The following is a 15462-nucleotide window of genomic DNA, read 5'->3' as shown; positions in this document are numbered from 1 at the left end:
TGCCGTCATGAGCGAGAGCGAAGCGCTGGCCGGAGAGGACTGGCAGGCCTGGGTCGGCCGCAAGGAGACGATCCGGGAGCTGATCGCACCGGACCGTGTCGCCGCGCTCGGCGCCACACTCGGCATCGAGGGACATCATGCGGCCGGCGCGCCGCTGTCACCGGGATGGCACTGGATCTTCTTCAATCGCTTCGTGCCGCGTCACGAACTCGGAACCGACGGACATCCCAAGCGCGGCGGATTCCTGCCGCCGGTGTCGCTGCCGCGCCGCATGTGGGCCGGTGGGCGGCTCACCTACCACAGGCCATTGACTATCGGCGGGGAGGGCTTGCGTGAGAGCACCATTCTCAAGGTCGAAGCCAAGTCCGGGCGCGCTGGAAGGCTGGTGTTCGTGACCGTCAGCCACAGCATTGCTTGCGATGGCAGTGCGTGCATCACCGAGGAGCAGGACATCGTCTATCGCGAGGCGGCCGCGCCAGGGGCGCCGGCGCCTGCGGCCACTCCCGCTCCGCAGGAGGCGGCATGGTCGGAGACGTTCCGGCCCGACACCGTGCTGCTGTTCCGCTATTCGTCGCTGACGTCGAACGGGCATCGCATCCACTACGATCAGGCCTACGCGCAGGCCGAAGAAAACTATCCCGATCTCGTCGTGCACGGGCCCTTGACGGCGACGCTGCTGCAAGGCTTTGCGGAACGACGCGCCGGCAAGCCGCTCAAATCCTTCGAATTCAGGGGTGTCTCGCCACTGTTCGTGAGTTCGGCGCTCAAGCTGGAAGGCACGGGCGATGCGAGCGCGCTCGATCTCTGGGCCAGCGGCCCCAATGGCACGCTGGCGATGCGGGCAGCCGCAACGGTCTGACGGTCCGCTCCCGGAGCGGGATCGGTCACAAGAAGAGTGCAGGGGAGATCAAGGCGATGAGATCAGCGCACCTGTCTGTTGTCCCTGCGCAAGATTGCGAGGCGCGGTGCGCGCCCGCGGTCGAGCTGCGCGGCGTCGGCAAGACCTTCAGCTCGCGCAATGGCCGGGTCGACGTGCTCAGCGGATTGAACTTCTCGCTCCAGAACGGCGAGTTTCTCGCCATCGTCGGCCCGAGCGGTTCGGGCAAATCGACCGTCCTGAATTTGCTCGCTGGCCTCGATCAGCCGACCGCAGGTTCGGTCTTGTGTCAGGGCGCGCCGGTCGCGGCGGTCAATACCGGGATCGGTTATCTGACGCAGCATGACAGCCTGCTGCCGTGGCGGACCGTGGAGCAAAACATCGCGGTCCCGTTGGAGCTGCGCAAGATCGATCGCGCGGAGATTGCCTTGCGCGTGCGCGACCTGATCGCGCAGGTCGGCCTCGAGGGCTTTGAGCGGCATTATCCGAGCCAGCTCTCCGGCGGCATGCGCAAGCGCGCCATGTTGGCCCGCACGCTGATCTACGATCCGCCGGTGCTGCTGATGGACGAGCCGTTCGGGCCGCTCGACGCCCAGCTCAAGCTGGTGCTCCAGGCCGAGCTTTTGAAGCTGTGGTCGGCGCGACGCAAGACGGTGGTGTTCGTGACCCACGACATCGTCGAGGCGATCACGCTTGCCGATCGTGTCCTGGTGTTTTCATCGCGTCCCTGCCAGATCAGGCTCGACGAGCCGATCGCCATTCCGAGGCCGCGCGAGGTGCACGAGGTGCGCTTCCATCCTGCGTTCGAAGAGCATTATCGGCGGCTCTGGGCCGCCCTCGAAGCACCGGCGAGGCGACCGTCATGAGCACGCAGGCGCTGTCCGAGATGCAGGCCGAACCGGCCTTGAGCCTATCCAGCCGCGTGTGGCTCTATCGCGCGATCTCAGTGGTTGCGGTGTTGACGGCCTGGCAAGCCGCGTCGGGCCCGTTGCTCGATCCATTCTGGGTGAGCAGCCCGGCTGCGGTATTCAAGACGCTGGTGGCATGGACCGCGAGCGGCCAGCTCACCTATCACCTCATGATCACCTTCAAGGAAACCGCCGCCGGCTTCGTGCTGGGTGCGACCGCCGGCGTCCTGTTCGCATTGCTCATCGGTGCGAGCGACACCCTGCATCGCACGGTGGATCCGTTCGTCACGGCAGTGTACGGTGTCCCGAAGGTCGCACTCGCGCCGCTCTTCATCATGTGGTTCGGGATCGGGCTCGCGCCCAAGATCGTGCTGGCCGCGATCAGCGTTTTCTTCCTGGTGTTCTTCTCGACCTTGCGCGGCGTGCGGGAGGTCGATCATAAAATGGTCGATGCGCTCCGCACCATGGGCGGAGGCAAACTCGCGGTCCAACGCATGGTGATCTTTCCGTCGGCATTGCCGTGGCTGTTCACAGGCCTGAAGCTCGGTCTGCCCTACGGCTTCGTCGGCGCGGTCGCTGCCGAGATGATGGCCTCCAATGCCGGCATCGGCTACCTCACGCAGAACTCGGCAGGACAGCTCGACACCGCCGGCGTGTTCGCCGCGCTGTTTGCGCTGATGGTCGTCACCACGCTGCTGAACGAAGCGCTCGGACGGCTGGAGAGCTGGATCTTCCGCTGGCGCTGAGGAGACTTTGCCACAACAAGAATAATGGGAGGACACCATGATCACACGTCGGACGATGCTGGGCGGCATTGCCGGAGGCGCGCTGGCCGGCTCGGTGACGCGAAGCCTGGCGCAAGGTGCGGGCGGCAAGCCGGTCACGATCGCGATCGGCGGCTACACATTCGCCTATCTGCCGCTGCTGGTGGCAACGGCGGCGGGCTTCATGACGGACGCTGGCCTCGACGTCTCCCTGATCGATACCGGCAGCGGCACCAACAGCATGGCGGCGATCCTTGGCGGCAGCGTTGACGTCGCCGGTCTCGTCATGAGCGACGCGATCCTGGCGGTTGCCAAGGGGCAGAAGATCAATGCCTTCGCGCCGCTGATGTCGCAATATGCGAGCGACGCCGTCGTCAGCCGGAAGACTGCGGAGAAGATCGGCCTTGCACCGGAGATGCCGTTGAAGGAGCGCATGGCCCGCATGAAGGGCCTGACGCTTGCGATCTCCGGTCGCGGCAGCGGCACCGACAAGATCTGGCGCTATCTGCTGTCGCTCGGCGGGCTCGATCCCGAGAAGGATGTCAGCCTCACGGTGGTCAAGCTCGACAAGATGTATCTGGCGCTGCGCTCCGGCCAGATCGACGGGTTCAACACCACGGCGCCCGCCAACAACCAGGCGGTGGAGGATGGCCTTGCCGTCTGGGCCGCGCGCCCGTCGCACGGCGAAGTGCCCGGCATCGAGAATTTTCTCTACACCGTGCTGTGCGGACGACCGGATTTCCTCGACAAGAACCCGGATGTGGTTGCGCCGCTCGTTCGTGGCATGACCAGGGGATCGGAATTGATCCGCAACGATCCCGACACGGCTGGCCAGGTTCTGCACGACCGCTATTTCCAGCAGACCGACATAGCGCTGATCAAGCATACGGTGTCGGACCAGCGCATGACCGTCTCGGTGCCGCCGACGCTGTCGGAGCAGCAGTTCGCGCACAACATCGAGTTCGAGCTGAAATTCAGCGACGCCGTGCGCGGCGTCACCTACCAGCAGGCGATCAATCCGCGCTGGCTGGGAACTTAGTTTCTTCACCTCGCCCCGCGAAGAGCGGGGAGGGTGGCTCACCCGAAGCTCACATCCGCGCTGGTCTTGATCGCGGCGAAGCGGGCGAGGCAGCGCAGGGCGCTGTCGTGCTCGTCGGTCGTCCCGCCGGCGCAGCAGTCTTCCAGCACCGTGCAGGCATAGTCGCGGTCGTGCGCTTCACGCGCGCCGGTGTGCACCACGCCGTTGGTGGAGACGCCGGTCAGGATCAGGTCGGTCACGCCCTGGGCGCGCAGGATCGGCTCCAGCGACGTCCCGTAGAACGGGCTGACCCGATGCTTGACGATGTCGCAATCGCCCGCCTCCGGCGTGAGGTCGGGATGCACCTCGGTGCCCCAGGTACCGAGCTTGAACAGGCCGGCGCCCTTGGCACGCGAGAAGATGGGCGAATTGGGCGGGCATTCCCGGTAGTCGGGCGAGAACCCGACCCGGACATAGCCGATCAGCACGCCGGCCGCGCGTGCCTTCGCGATGACAGCCTTGGTGCGGCCGAGCACGTCACGCTCCTTCATCAGCGGAACGTAGGTCTTGGCCCCGGCGCCGTTCTCGTGAACGAGGTCGTTCAGCATGTCCATGACGAGCAGCATCGGTTTCATAGCGTCTCCTTCTCAGAGCTCTTGCTCTCAGGACTCTTGTTCTCAGGATTCTTGTTCTCAGGCTTCTTGGATTTGACGGGATTTTCGGACCTTGCGGGCATGCTGTTGCGCAGCTCGGTCCAGCCGGTCTCGATGTGCTGCCGCATCGTCAGCATGGCGCTTACGGCGTCGCCCTCGATCACGTTCTTCAGGAGGTCGTTATGCTCCCTGGCGGCGCGTAGCGCCCGGCCGCCGATGCGGTTGATGACGTCGAACGGATATTGCGCCCACAACACCTGCACGAAATGCAGCGTCTTCGGCAGCCGCGCGAAATCGTACATGCGGCGATGGAAGCGATAGTTGATGCCGCGCGCCGACGTGCTGTCATTGGCGAGCGCGGCTTCCTCGAACTGCCGCGCCAGCTCGCGCAACTCCGATATCTCCTCGGCGGTGATGTTGCGCACGGCGCTTTCGACCAGCTGGGTTTCGAGCGTGATCCGCAGCTTCAGGATCTCGGTGGAAGCCTCGACGTCGAACGGCGCCACGGTCGCGCCGCGATATGAGTCACTGGCGAGATAGCCTTCCGCCTCGAGCAGCTTCAGCGCCTCGCGAACCGGCGTGATGCTGATCTTGAGCTCCTGCGCGATTTCCGTCTGCTTCAACCGGGCGCCACGCGGCAGCCGCCCCGAGATGATGCCCTCGCGGAGATAGTCAGCGACCTGCTCCTCTTTGGTCCGATATTCCATTGGATGCCGCCGCCCCCGCCTGATTTGCCCGCGACTACCATAGACGCGCTCTCCCAGAGAGGATAGAAATACAAACGATAATGCATGATGCATAATCGAGGTTGACGTCGAATGTCCAGCGCTTTGTCCCGTTCTTTCCTGTTTGTCCCCGCCAACCGGCCGGAGCGTTTCGACAAGGCGGTCGCGTCCGGCGCCCACCAGGTCATCCTCGATCTCGAGGATGCGGTGGCGCCGGTCGACAAGGGGGCGGCGCGCGGCTTCATCGCGCAGTGGGCAGGGCGGGCTGATGCAATCGTGCGCGTGAATGGCGCGGATAGTCCGTTCTTCGCCGCGGACATGGACATGATCCGCCGTGCCGGCGTGACCAAGCTGATGCTGCCGAAGGCTGAGCCTGGAGCCCTCAATCGTCTGGTCGGATTGCTGGATCAACCCTGTCAGGTGATTGCGCTCATCGAGACGGTCAGGGGATATGCGGAGCTGCGGAGCATCGGCAAGAGCGGCCTGGTTTCGCAACTTGCCTTCGGCAATCTCGATTTCGGCATCGATGCCGGCGTGACCGAGACTGCGCAGGAGCTCGATCCGGTGCGCCTGCAAATCGTTCTTGAGTCGCGGCTGGCTGGATTGGCGGCGCCGGTCGACGGAGTGACGACAAATTGGACGGATCCTGCGGCATTCGGGGCGGCGGTCGGTCGCGCCAAGGCGCTGGGCTTTGGGGCCAAACTCTGCATCCATCCGGCCCAGGTCAAGCTGGTCAATGATGTCTTCCTGCCCACGGCCGACGAACTTGAGTGGGCGCGGCGCGTGATGGAGGTCGCCGAAGGCGCAGGCGGCGCTGCGGTGGCGCTGGATGGCAAGATGATCGATGCTCCAGTCATCCGTCGCGCCGAACTGATCCTGGCCAGCGAGGCGCCATTGTCACATAATGCATAATGCATTTTCTATTGACCGGACAGGTTCCTCGCTCTAAAGATGATCGGAGAAAAACAAATACCGGGGAGGGCCTATGAAGAGGCGTGACTTTCTCAAGCTGTCGGGCGCCGCTGCGCTCGCGTCAGCCTATCCCGGCACATCGCTGCTCGCCGACGAGATCGGGGTCGATGCCGCCGCCAAGACCATCACCATCGGCGGGTTCACGCCGATCACCGGACCCGTCCCGTTCTATGCGATCCTGACCCATGCGGCTGACGCGTATTTCAAGAGCGTCAACGAGGCCGGCGGCATCAAGGGCTGGAAGATCAACTATGTGACACTCGATGACGGCTACGATCCCGCCCGCAGCGTTGCCGCCGTCAGGCGCCTCGTCGAGGACAACCACATCTTCGCGCTCGTGGCTGCCGTGGGCACTGCCACCAACGTCGCCGTCATTCCCTATGCCAAGGAAAACGGCCTTGCGATGATCGGGCCGATCGGCGGAGCCAGCGCCTTCTTCGCCGAGCCGAACATCTTTCCGCTCCTGCCCGATTACGGCTGGTCGGCGGCCTCGAATGCCGAGTTCGCCGTCAACGATCTCAAGCTGAAGAAGATCGCGCTGCTGTGGGAGAACGACGAGCTCGGTCGCTCGGCCAAGCGCGGCTTCGATCTCTTCATGGAGGCCAACAAGCTGACGGCGGCGGAGTCGGTGCCGTTCGAGGTGAAGACCACCGACTTCACGCCGCACATCCGTCGGGTGGCGAACTCTGAAGCCCAGGCCGCAATCCTGTTCGGCTCCAACGCCAATCTCGCGGCCGCGCTGAAGGCGGCCGATCGCCAGGGCGTCAAGCTCACCTGGTTCGCGCCCTTCTTCACCGCCGATCCCGCCACCTACAAGCTGACCGGCGACCTCCTCAACGGCGTCTACTTCTCGTCATGGCTGCTGCCGGTCGACAGTGGCGAGCCCGAGATCAAGGCCTATCGGGAGGCCGTGTCAAAATACTATCCGAACGATCCGGTCGGCGTGTTCGGCCTCAACGGCTGGAGCAATGCCGCGCTGTTCGGCAGCATCTTCGGCGCGTTGGTCGACAGCGGCAAGCCGATCACGCGCGCCAATCTGATCGAGGCGGGCAATACGCTGAGCAATGCCTCGGTGGGCGGCGCGCGCAAGGTGACCTTCACCGGCGCCGACCACCGCGGCACGCGCCAGGAGGCGATCCTGCAAGCGCAGGGCTCCTTCGTCATGGTGCGCGACTTCAAGCCCTATCCGGCGGTGGCCTTCGACGCCAAGCCGGCCTGAGCCTTTCGTTTCAGCGGGTGGCCGCAAGACATTGTCGCCCGCTGCTCGTGTTAGCTACCAAGAAAAACAAGGAAAGTACGACATGGCTGGATCGCCCTTGAGCGGGCCCTCGCGTCTCGACGGACAAATTGCCCTCATCACGGGAGCTGCCGGCGGCATCGGCCGCGCCGTCGTCGCCGCGTTCTGTGCGGCAGGCGCCGACGTCATCGCGACCGACATTGTCGAGGACGGCGGCAAGTTCCCCGAGCGGGCAAGCTATCGTCGCTGCGATGTGACGGATCGCGCGGCGACCGAGAAGCTGATCGATGACGAGCTGAAGGCGCGCGGCAGGATCGACATCCTGGTGCTCTGCGCCGGCACGATTGCCAACACGCCGTTGGCGCAGTCGACCGACGAGGAATGGGAGAAGATCCTCGCCGTCAACCTGATGGGCACGGTCAATCCCGTCCGCAAGCTCTATCCTGTCATGGCCGAACGCGGCTTCGGCAAGATTGTGGCGCTGGGCTCGATAGCCGCCAAGATCGGGGGCGTCGCGTCAGGGCCCGCCTATGTTGCGGCGAAATCGGCGGTGCACGGCCTGATGAAATGGGTCGCCAAGAACGGCGCGGCCAAGGGCGTGTACGCCAACATCATCGCGCCCGGTCCGGTCGAGACGCCGATGTGGGCGACCGTCACCGATCGCGCCGCGCCGTCGGCGAACGGCAACGTGCCGCTCGGACGGTTCGGCCAGCCCGAGGATATCGCCCAGAGCATTCTCTTCCTCTGTTCGCCGGCGTCGAACTGGATCACCGGCACGGTGCTCGACGTCAATGGCGGCATGTTGATGGATTGACATCATGAGCGCAGCAGAGACCCTCGGCTTCATCGGGCTTGGCGTCATGGGCGGTCCGATGTGTCGGAACATGGCGAAGAAGCATGCCGGACGCGTGCTGATGCTCGACCGCGATCCGGCGGCGATCGCGGCGCTGTCCGACACCAAGGCGGAGGCGGCCGCCTCCCTCGAAGCGCTTGCTGCCGACGCGCACGTCATCTTCCTGTCGTTGCCCGGCGGACCTCAGGTGGAAGCGGTCTCGTCCGCGATCGCGCAGGCGGCGCGGCCGCGGACCACGATCGTCGATCTCAGCACCACGCCCGTTGCGCTGGCGCGCAGCGTATCCGAGCACCTGAAGGCCAAGGGCTTTGCCTTCGCGGATGCGCCGGTGGCGCGCACGCGAGAGGCCGCGCAGCGTGGCGAGCTCAGCATCATGGTCGGCGCCGAGGAGGCCGTGTTCGCACGGATCAAGCCGCTGCTCGATTACATCGGGTCCGACGTCACCCATTGCGGCGAGGTCGGCTGTGGCCAGGTCGTCAAGCTGATCAACAATGCGCTGGTGTTCGAGCACACGCTGGCGCTGGCCGAGATGATGGTGGTCGGCGAGCGCGCCGGTGTGAAGCCCGAGACGCTGCTGAGCGCCGTCTCGAAGGGGTCGGGCGACAGCTTCGTGCTGCGCAATCACGGTACCAAGGCGATGCTGCCGCGCAATTTTCCGGCAAAAGCCTTCCCGCCGGAATACGTGCTGAAGGACCTCGACTACGTGCTTCAGCTGGCTTCCGACACCGGCGTCCGCCCCGGTGTCGCCGAGCTTGCGCGCCGCTACTATGACGCCGCCTGCCGTCAGGGGCTCTCGGGGCGCTATTTCCCCGGTGTGATCGAGTTCATCGAGCAGGGTGGCGTGCCGGACGAAGGGCAGGGGTGAGCGTGGCGGGATTCATCCGAGACATCCCGCCGTTGCTCTGGTCCGGCCTCATATCCGGCTGCCTCTACGGCGTCGGCGCGCTCGGCCTCGTCATGGTGTTCAAGAGCTCGCGCGTCGTGAACTTCTCGCACGGCAATCTTGCCTGTCTCGGCGCCTTCGTGGTCTACGGCTTCTCCAGCGGTAGCCTGCTCAGCCTGTCCTGGGGCAGTGCGGTGGCACTGGCGCTCGGCATAGCCTGCGCGATTGCGGTTATGAGCTATGCCCTGATCGCGCCGATCGTCTTCAAGTCCGATCTCGCCTCGACCATCGCAACGCTCGGCGTCGGGCTGATCCTGCAAGGCGCCGTGCAGCTGGTGTTCGGTGCCGACATCGTCAATCTCGACCTCCCGGTGCCCCGCCTCAACTTCAGCCTCGGCGCGATCCGTATCTCCTCCTATGATCTCGCCGTTCTCGTCGTCACGCTCGTCATCGTCGGCGGCCTGTTCGTGATCATCGAGCGCACCAAGCTCGGTGTTGCGTTCCGCGCGGTGTCCACCAACCCGTTCGCCTGCGAGGTCTGCGGGCTGAACCTGCGCTCGGTCCACCTGTTCTCCTGGCTCGCGGGCGCCGTCCTCGGCCTCGTCGCCGCATTGTTGATCGTGCCGACGACGTTCCTGAGCTCGACGACGGTGCCGTCCTTCATGTTGCAGGCTTTCACCGCAGCCGTGGTCGGCGGTTTCTCGAGCCTGCCGGGCGCCGCCGTCGGCGGCATCCTGGTCGGCGTCGCCATGAACCTGTTCTCGTTCTACGTCTCGCCGGAGTTCATGAACACGTTCCTGCTCGGCGTGATCCTGCTGACGCTCAACTTCTTCCCCAACGGACTGCTGGAAAGGGCGATCGGTGGCCGTGTCTGATTTCGCCCACGCGTCCAAGGTCGGCGCGTCCGCCCGCGGCAGTCACGTCGATATCGCGCGCCTGTCCATGCTCGTCTTGGTCGCGGCGCTGGCGCTGCTGCCGCTCCTTGCCGGCGGCTTCCTGCTCTACAGCCTGTCGCTGTGCTTTGCCAATGCGCTCGCCGTTCTCTCCGTCAGCATGCTGGTGCGTTACGGCGGCGAGGTGTCGATCGGACACAGTTTCTTCGTGGCGCTCGGCGCCTATGCGGTCGCGATTGTCGAGCACCGGCTCGGCCTGTCGATCGCCGTGAGCCTGCCGCTGGCCGTATTGCTCGGTGCCGGCGCCGGTTTTGCATTCGCGTTTCCGTCGCGGCGATTGTCCGGCATCTATCTGGCGGTGGCGACCATGGCGCTGGCGCTTGCGTTGCCGGAGATCCTGATCGGCTTCGAGAAGTTCACCGGCGGTTTCGAAGGTCTCTACATCGCGCAGGACCTGGTCCCCGGCGTCTCCAAGGCGTTGCAGCGCTATTACGTCGCTCTCGTCGTTCTGATTGTCGTCTGTCTCGCGCTCGCGCATTTCCGCAAGTCGGCGCAAGGCTTGGCGCTGTTGATGGCGCAGGCCCAGCCGCGCGCGGCCGAGGCGATGGGGATCACGCGGAGCTGGGCGCGTATCTCGATCTTTACGGTGAGCGCTGCGTTGGCCTCGCTTGCGGGGGCGCTGACGGGCTTTGCGTCCTCGACCGTTTCGCCGAACAGCTTCACTTTCTTCAGCGGCGTCTTCCTGCTGGTCGGCTCGGTCGTCAGTCTGAGCAGGCTGTCATTGCCCGCCGCGCTCGTCGGCGGCGCCTTCATCACGCTGGTGCCGACCTATCTCGCGAAAGCCGGCGACTGGGTCCCGATCCTCTATGGCGTGGCGCTCGTCGTCGTCACGCTGGTGGCGAATGCCGGCGATCTGCGCCGCTTCCTGCCGGGCGGGAGGGTACGATGACGGTAGCCGCCGGCAGCGGGCTCGTCGCCGAGGGGATCTCGCTCGGATTCGGCGGACTTCAGGTTCTCAGCGATGTCTCGCTGACGTTGCGGCCCGGCGTCATCACGGGCCTGATTGGACCCAATGGTGCGGGCAAGACCAGCTTGTTCAACTGTCTCACCGGGCTCTACCGCGGCCAGCGCGGCCACAGCAGTTTTGCTGGCAGGCCGCTGGACGGCATGGGGCCCGCCCAGCGCGCCGGATGCGGCATCACCCGCAGCTTCCAGAATCTGGCAATGTGTCCTGATCTGTCGCTGCTCGAAAACGTCCTCGTCGGTCTCACTCTCAAGCGGCGGTCCGGCTGGTTCAGCGCCTTCGTGCCGACGCCGGCGCAACGGATCGAGCAGAAGGACACTGAGCGCCGCGCCATGGCGGCGCTGAATGAGCTCGGCATTGCGTCTGCCGCCCATCAGAAACCGTCCGACCTGCCGCCAGGGACGCTGCGTCTCGCCGAGATCGCGCGCGCCATTGCCAGCGAGCCCAAGGCGATCCTGCTCGACGAGCCGGCTGCGGGACTGAACGCCGTCGAGACGCGCGATCTGATGCGGGCTTTGAAGCGGCTGATGCGGCCCGACCTCGTGCTCCTCGTCGTCGAGCACGACATGGACCTGATCATGGAGCTCTGTGAGCACATCTATGTACTCAATTTCGGCAAGATGATCGCGAACGGCACGCCCGCAGAGATCCGTGCGCATTCCGACGTGATCCGTGTCTATCTCGGAGACGATGCCGATGATTGAGCTGTTCTCGGCACGCGGTCTCTCGGTCAGCTACGGCAGGGCGCGTGTTGTCGAAAACGTCGATCTTTCCGTGCCGGAAAAAGGCGTGGTGGCACTGCTCGGCGCCAACGGCGCGGGCAAGTCGTCGGTGCTCAAGGCGATCGCCGGCCTGGTGCCGGCAGAGGGCGAGATCCGCTTTGCCGGCGAAGACATCGGAGCTCTCGCCGCGCGGCAGCGCGTGAAGCGCGGGATCGTCTATGTCCCCGAAGGGCGTCAAATCGTCGGCTCGCTCACGGTTGCCGAAAATCTCCTGCTCGGCGGTTTCTTCCTCGATGCGCGCGTGCAGCGGCAGCGGCGCGATCTCATGCTGGATCTGTTTCCCGAGATCGCAAACCGCCTGAAATCACCAGCATGGATGCTGAGCGGCGGCGAGCAGCAAATGCTCGCGATCGGACGCGGCCTGATGAGCGCACCGCGGCTGCTGCTGCTCGACGAGCCGTCGCTGGGATTGGCGCCGCTCCTGATCCGGCGCGTGTTCGAGCGCCTTGTCACGATCAAGCAGGACACCGGCCTTGCCATCATGCTGGTCGAGCAGAATTTCCGCATGACCATGAAGGTTGCCGACGAGCTCTATTTCATGCGCAACGGCGCCATCGTGGGCCATCGCAGCGCGGCTGATCTCGCGACGCCGGCAAGCCGGGCCGAGGTCGTGGACGCTTATCTCGGCGCAGGCCAGCCGGCGCCGGCCTAAGGATATGGAGTGACGCGATGCGCCTCGAGGGCAGAGAGATTGCGAATGGACTGGCCTTTCCCGAAGGGCCGGTCGCGCTCGCCGACGGCAGCGTCATCGTCGTCGAGATCGAGGGCGGCCGGCTGACGCGCGTGCTTCCGTCGGGCCGGAAAGAGGTGATCGCGCATCTCGGCGGCGGCCCGAACGGCGCCGCCATTGGTCCGGACGGTAAATGCTACGTCTGCAACAATGGCGGCTTCTCCTGGCACAGGGACAGCAGCAACTTTGCTCGCCCGACGGGCCGCGCCGAGGACTACATGACGGGACGCATCGAGCAGGTCGACCTCGATACCGGCGCGGTCAAAACCCTTTACGACAGTTGCGGCGGCGTTCATTTGAAAGGGCCGAACGACATCGTCTTCGACGACAGAGGTGGCTTCTGGTTCACCGATCTCGGCAAGACCTATGGCCGGCTGATGGACCGCGGTGCGGTCTATTATGCGCGTACTGACGGCTCCATGATCCGGGAAGCAATCTTTCCGATCATGACGCCGAACGGCATCGGCCTGTCGCCGGACGGACGCACGCTCTACGTCTCCGAAACCGAGACCAGCCGGATCTGGAGTTATCCGATCACGGGTGAGGGCGAGGTCCTCAAGGAGCCCTGGCCGTCGCCCAATGGCGGCCGATTGTTGCACGGCCTGCCGGGTTATCAGCGCTTCGATTCGCTCGCAGTCGAGGAGGGCGGCAACATCTGCGTTGCCACACTGGTACGTGGTGGGGTTAGCGTGTTCTCGCCGGCCGGCAAATTGATCGAGTTTCACGAAGCCGACGAGGTCTATTGCACCAACATCTGCTTCGGTGGCCCGGATATGCGTACCGCCTTCATCACGCTGTCCGGTACCGGCCGGCTCATCACGGTGGACTGGCCGAGGCCCGGCCTTGCGCTCAACGATCCCCGTACAGCGCGCAGATAGCGCCGCCGACCCCACTGACAAACCTCCCACCCCCGTGTACCGTGCCCGCGGTTTCATCGCGGGTGAGGGGAATCGACGGTTCGTGACTGCCGGTAGCGACACAGGGAAGGCGGCGCCGATCATCGGCTCCAAGGAGCGGCGGCGTAAGGAGTCCGACCGGCGAATGCTGCGGGCGGCGGTGGCGCTGATCGGCCGGCACGGCACGTCCGGCGCGAGCCTCGCCGATATCGGCGTCGAGGCCGGCTACAGCCGTGGCCTTCCGGTGCAGCGCTTTGGCACCAAGCTCAACCTCCTGGAGACCGTGATCGACACGATCCAGGAGCGCTTCATGCGCCAGGTCGAGCGGCGGATCGATGGTCGCACCGGTTGCGCGGCGCTCGCCGAGCGCATCCGGATCCAGATGGAGGCGGTCCGCGACATGCCGGACTCGGCGATCGCGCTCTACCATCTGATCGTGGATTCCACCGGCACCGTGCCGGAACTGAAGCCGCGCATCGCCGAGCTGCACGCGCTCTACCGCGACAATCTCCGCGCCTATCTGTTGCAGGCGCGCAAGATGGGCGAATTGCGCAAGGACGTCGACATCGAGCAGAACGTGCGGGCGATCTCCGGCGCGATCAGCGGCATCTGCATCCAGGCACTGGTGACCGGTGATACCAGAAAGCTCGGCGAGGACGCAGAGTTCGTCGCCGACCTCTTCATCGACCGCATGACGGAGCCGACCTCGAAGCCCGCCACCTCTGGCAAGAGCAAGGTCCGCGCCCCTGTCAGAACCAGGTCCGCGCCTCGGAGAGTTGCGCGCTGAGCGCCGGTTTGCTTCCGGCCGTCCGCGCCTGCTTGACGTCTGCCGGGAATGGCAGCGTTCCCTCGCCTCAGGAGCCTTTCGACACCGGACCGAGCTGCTGCGGCGCGGGGCCGCACGGCCGCCCGCATCCCAGGCGTGGTCTCGGCTCAATTACTTGCTAGTCAGCAAGCAACTAACGTGATAGCTAACCCGCCGACAACTGAAACAGATGTTGCGGAGGGAAAGAGGTGACGATCAGAGCGGGCATCATCGCGTTCGGAGCGTTGCTGGCATTCGGTCTCCAGGCCTCGGCCGGAGAGAAGAAGTACGGCCCGGGCGTCACCGACACCGAGATCAAGATCGGCAACACGGCGGCCTATAGCGGGCCGGCCTCGGGTTTCGGCCTCATCGCCAAGACAGGAGAGGCCTATTTCCGCAAGATCAACGAGGAGGGCGGCATCAACGGCCGGAAGATCGTATTCCTGTCGTATGACGACGCCTATTCGCCGCCGAAGACGGTGGAGCAGACCCGCAAGCTCGTGGAGAGCGACGAGGTGCTCTTCATGTTCAATGCGGTCGGCACGCCCACCAACTCCGCCGTGCAGAAATATCTCAACGCGAAAAAGGTGCCGCAGCTCTTCGTCTCAAGCGCGGCCGCAAAGTGGAACGATCCGAAGAACTTTCCCTGGAGCATGGGTTTCGCGCCCTCGCTTGAAACCGAGGGAAAGGCTTACGCGAAATACGTCCTGAAAGAGAGGCCGGGCGCCAGGATCGCTATTTTCTATCAGAACGACGATTTCGGGAAGGACTACCTCAAGGGCATCAAGGCCGGCCTCGGCGACAAGGCGCAGGCGATGATCGTCGCAGAGGAATCCTTTGACGTTGCCGAGCCGACCATCGACTCGCACATCGTGAAGCTGAAGGCCACCGGCGCCGACGTCGTCTTCAACATGGCAACGCCGAAATTCGCGGCCCAGGCGATCAAGAAGATCAACGAGCTGAACTGGAAGCCGCTCCAGCTTCTGAGCTTTGCCTCAGCCTCGATCGGCAGCGTGATCAAGCCGGTCGGATTCGAGAACGCGCAAGGCATCGTTTCGGCGACCTATTTCAAGGATCCCAATGATGCCAGATGGAAGGACGATGCGGACTTCAAAGCGCTGAACGCCTTTCTCGACAAATACCTGCCGGATGCCAATCGTACCGACACGCTGATCATCAACGGCTACAATCCGGCGTTGCTGCTGGTGCAGGTGTTGAAGCAGTGTGGCGACGATCTCAGCCGCGAGAACGTCATGCGGCAGGCCGCAAGCCTTGGAGATGTCGAGGTCGGCACGCTGCTGCCTGGGATCAAGATATCGACGTCGCCGACGGATTACGCGCCGATCAAGCAATGGCAGCTGATGCGCTTCGAGGGAAGCAACTGGCAGCTCTTCGGCGATCTCGTTGGCAGTGATTGATCCCGGGATCCTGAAGGAGCTGGT

Annotated in this window: 17 protein-coding genes; 15 read left to right on the top strand and 2 right to left on the bottom strand. The window is 64.7% G+C overall.

Annotation, left to right across the window (positions count from 1 at the left end):
* Window positions 1-7 precede the first annotated feature (7 nt).
* The 4 genes from AC1RR3_RS13865 to AC1RR3_RS13850 are packed head-to-tail and all read left to right on the top strand — an operon-like array spanning window position 8 to window position 3588.
* Window positions 8-859, top strand: coding sequence for an HTD2 family dehydratase (locus AC1RR3_RS13865; RefSeq protein WP_492823401.1), 852 nt, complete (start codon window positions 8-10; stop codon window positions 857-859).
* Window positions 860-915: 56 nt separating this feature from the next.
* Window positions 916-1743 carry an ABC transporter ATP-binding protein gene (locus AC1RR3_RS13860; protein ID WP_492823399.1) on the top strand — a complete coding sequence of 276 codons (828 nt, stop codon included), beginning with the start codon at window positions 916-918 and terminating at the stop codon, window positions 1741-1743.
* Complete coding sequence (locus AC1RR3_RS13855) at window positions 1740-2531, top strand: ABC transporter permease (protein WP_492823397.1); 792 nt, start codon at window positions 1740-1742, stop codon at window positions 2529-2531. Before AC1RR3_RS13860 ends, AC1RR3_RS13855 begins: the two co-directional genes overlap by 4 nt.
* Window positions 2532-2568: 37 nt before the next feature.
* Entirely contained in the window at window positions 2569-3588 is a 1020-nt protein-coding gene (locus AC1RR3_RS13850) for an ABC transporter substrate-binding protein (protein WP_492823395.1), read from the top strand.
* Window positions 3589-3626: 38 nt separating this feature from the next.
* On the opposite strand, the gene AC1RR3_RS13845 is transcribed toward AC1RR3_RS13850, so the two are convergent.
* On the bottom strand, window positions 3627-4202 hold the full coding sequence (locus tag AC1RR3_RS13845; RefSeq protein ID WP_492823393.1) for a cysteine hydrolase family protein: 576 nt from the start codon (window positions 4200-4202) through the stop codon (window positions 3627-3629).
* Window positions 4199-4927 (bottom strand): GntR family transcriptional regulator, encoded by a 729-nt coding sequence (locus AC1RR3_RS13840; protein ID WP_492823391.1) that lies wholly within the window; start codon window positions 4925-4927, stop codon window positions 4199-4201. The genes AC1RR3_RS13845 and AC1RR3_RS13840 overlap by 4 nt, the downstream gene beginning before the upstream one ends.
* Window positions 4928-5038: 111 nt before the next feature.
* Here AC1RR3_RS13840 and AC1RR3_RS13835 point away from each other — a divergent pair, with 111 nt between their 5' ends.
* The 11 genes from AC1RR3_RS13835 (at window position 5039) to AC1RR3_RS13785 (ending at window position 15438) form a co-directional block, all read left to right on the top strand.
* Complete coding sequence (locus tag AC1RR3_RS13835; RefSeq protein WP_492823389.1) at window positions 5039-5857, top strand: HpcH/HpaI aldolase/citrate lyase family protein; 819 nt, start codon at window positions 5039-5041, stop codon at window positions 5855-5857.
* 73 nt (window positions 5858-5930) lie between these two features.
* The gene (locus AC1RR3_RS13830) at window positions 5931-7136 is read left to right on the top strand and encodes an ABC transporter substrate-binding protein (protein WP_492823387.1); all 1206 of its coding nucleotides are present in this window, start codon (window positions 5931-5933) and stop codon (window positions 7134-7136) included.
* An 82-nt stretch (window positions 7137-7218) separates the two neighbouring features.
* The gene (locus tag AC1RR3_RS13825) at window positions 7219-7968 is read left to right on the top strand and encodes an SDR family NAD(P)-dependent oxidoreductase (RefSeq protein ID WP_492823385.1); all 750 of its coding nucleotides are present in this window, start codon (window positions 7219-7221) and stop codon (window positions 7966-7968) included.
* Between the two features lie 4 nt (window positions 7969-7972).
* Window positions 7973-8872, top strand: a complete 900-nt coding sequence (locus tag AC1RR3_RS13820; RefSeq protein ID WP_492823383.1) for an NAD(P)-dependent oxidoreductase — start codon at window positions 7973-7975, stop codon at window positions 8870-8872.
* A 2-nt stretch (window positions 8873-8874) separates the two neighbouring features.
* Window positions 8875-9765 carry a branched-chain amino acid ABC transporter permease gene (locus AC1RR3_RS13815; RefSeq protein ID WP_492823381.1) on the top strand — a complete coding sequence of 297 codons (891 nt, stop codon included), beginning with the start codon at window positions 8875-8877 and terminating at the stop codon, window positions 9763-9765.
* On the top strand, window positions 9758-10732 hold the full coding sequence (locus AC1RR3_RS13810) for a branched-chain amino acid ABC transporter permease (RefSeq protein ID WP_492823379.1): 975 nt from the start codon (window positions 9758-9760) through the stop codon (window positions 10730-10732). The genes AC1RR3_RS13815 and AC1RR3_RS13810 overlap by 8 nt, the downstream gene beginning before the upstream one ends.
* Window positions 10729-11511: an ABC transporter ATP-binding protein gene (locus tag AC1RR3_RS13805; protein ID WP_492823377.1), complete on the top strand. Its 783-nt coding sequence runs from the start codon at window positions 10729-10731 to the stop codon at window positions 11509-11511. The genes AC1RR3_RS13810 and AC1RR3_RS13805 overlap by 4 nt, the downstream gene beginning before the upstream one ends.
* Window positions 11504-12241, top strand: coding sequence for an ABC transporter ATP-binding protein (locus tag AC1RR3_RS13800; RefSeq protein WP_492823375.1), 738 nt, complete (start codon window positions 11504-11506; stop codon window positions 12239-12241). The genes AC1RR3_RS13805 and AC1RR3_RS13800 overlap by 8 nt, the downstream gene beginning before the upstream one ends.
* Window positions 12242-12258: 17 nt before the next feature.
* Complete coding sequence (locus tag AC1RR3_RS13795) at window positions 12259-13197, top strand: SMP-30/gluconolactonase/LRE family protein (protein WP_492823373.1); 939 nt, start codon at window positions 12259-12261, stop codon at window positions 13195-13197.
* Between the two features lie 82 nt (window positions 13198-13279).
* Window positions 13280-14002: a TetR/AcrR family transcriptional regulator gene (locus AC1RR3_RS13790; protein WP_492823371.1), complete on the top strand. Its 723-nt coding sequence runs from the start codon at window positions 13280-13282 to the stop codon at window positions 14000-14002.
* Window positions 14003-14229: 227 nt separating this feature from the next.
* Complete coding sequence (locus tag AC1RR3_RS13785) at window positions 14230-15438, top strand: ABC transporter substrate-binding protein (RefSeq protein WP_492823369.1); 1209 nt, start codon at window positions 14230-14232, stop codon at window positions 15436-15438.
* Window positions 15439-15462: the final 24 nt, after the last annotated feature.

The organism is Bradyrhizobium sp. GW821-FHT13H05, from assembly GCF_058804065.1.
Note: the sequence above shows the minus strand (reverse complement) of the source record. Positions and strands in the feature narration are given on the sequence as shown.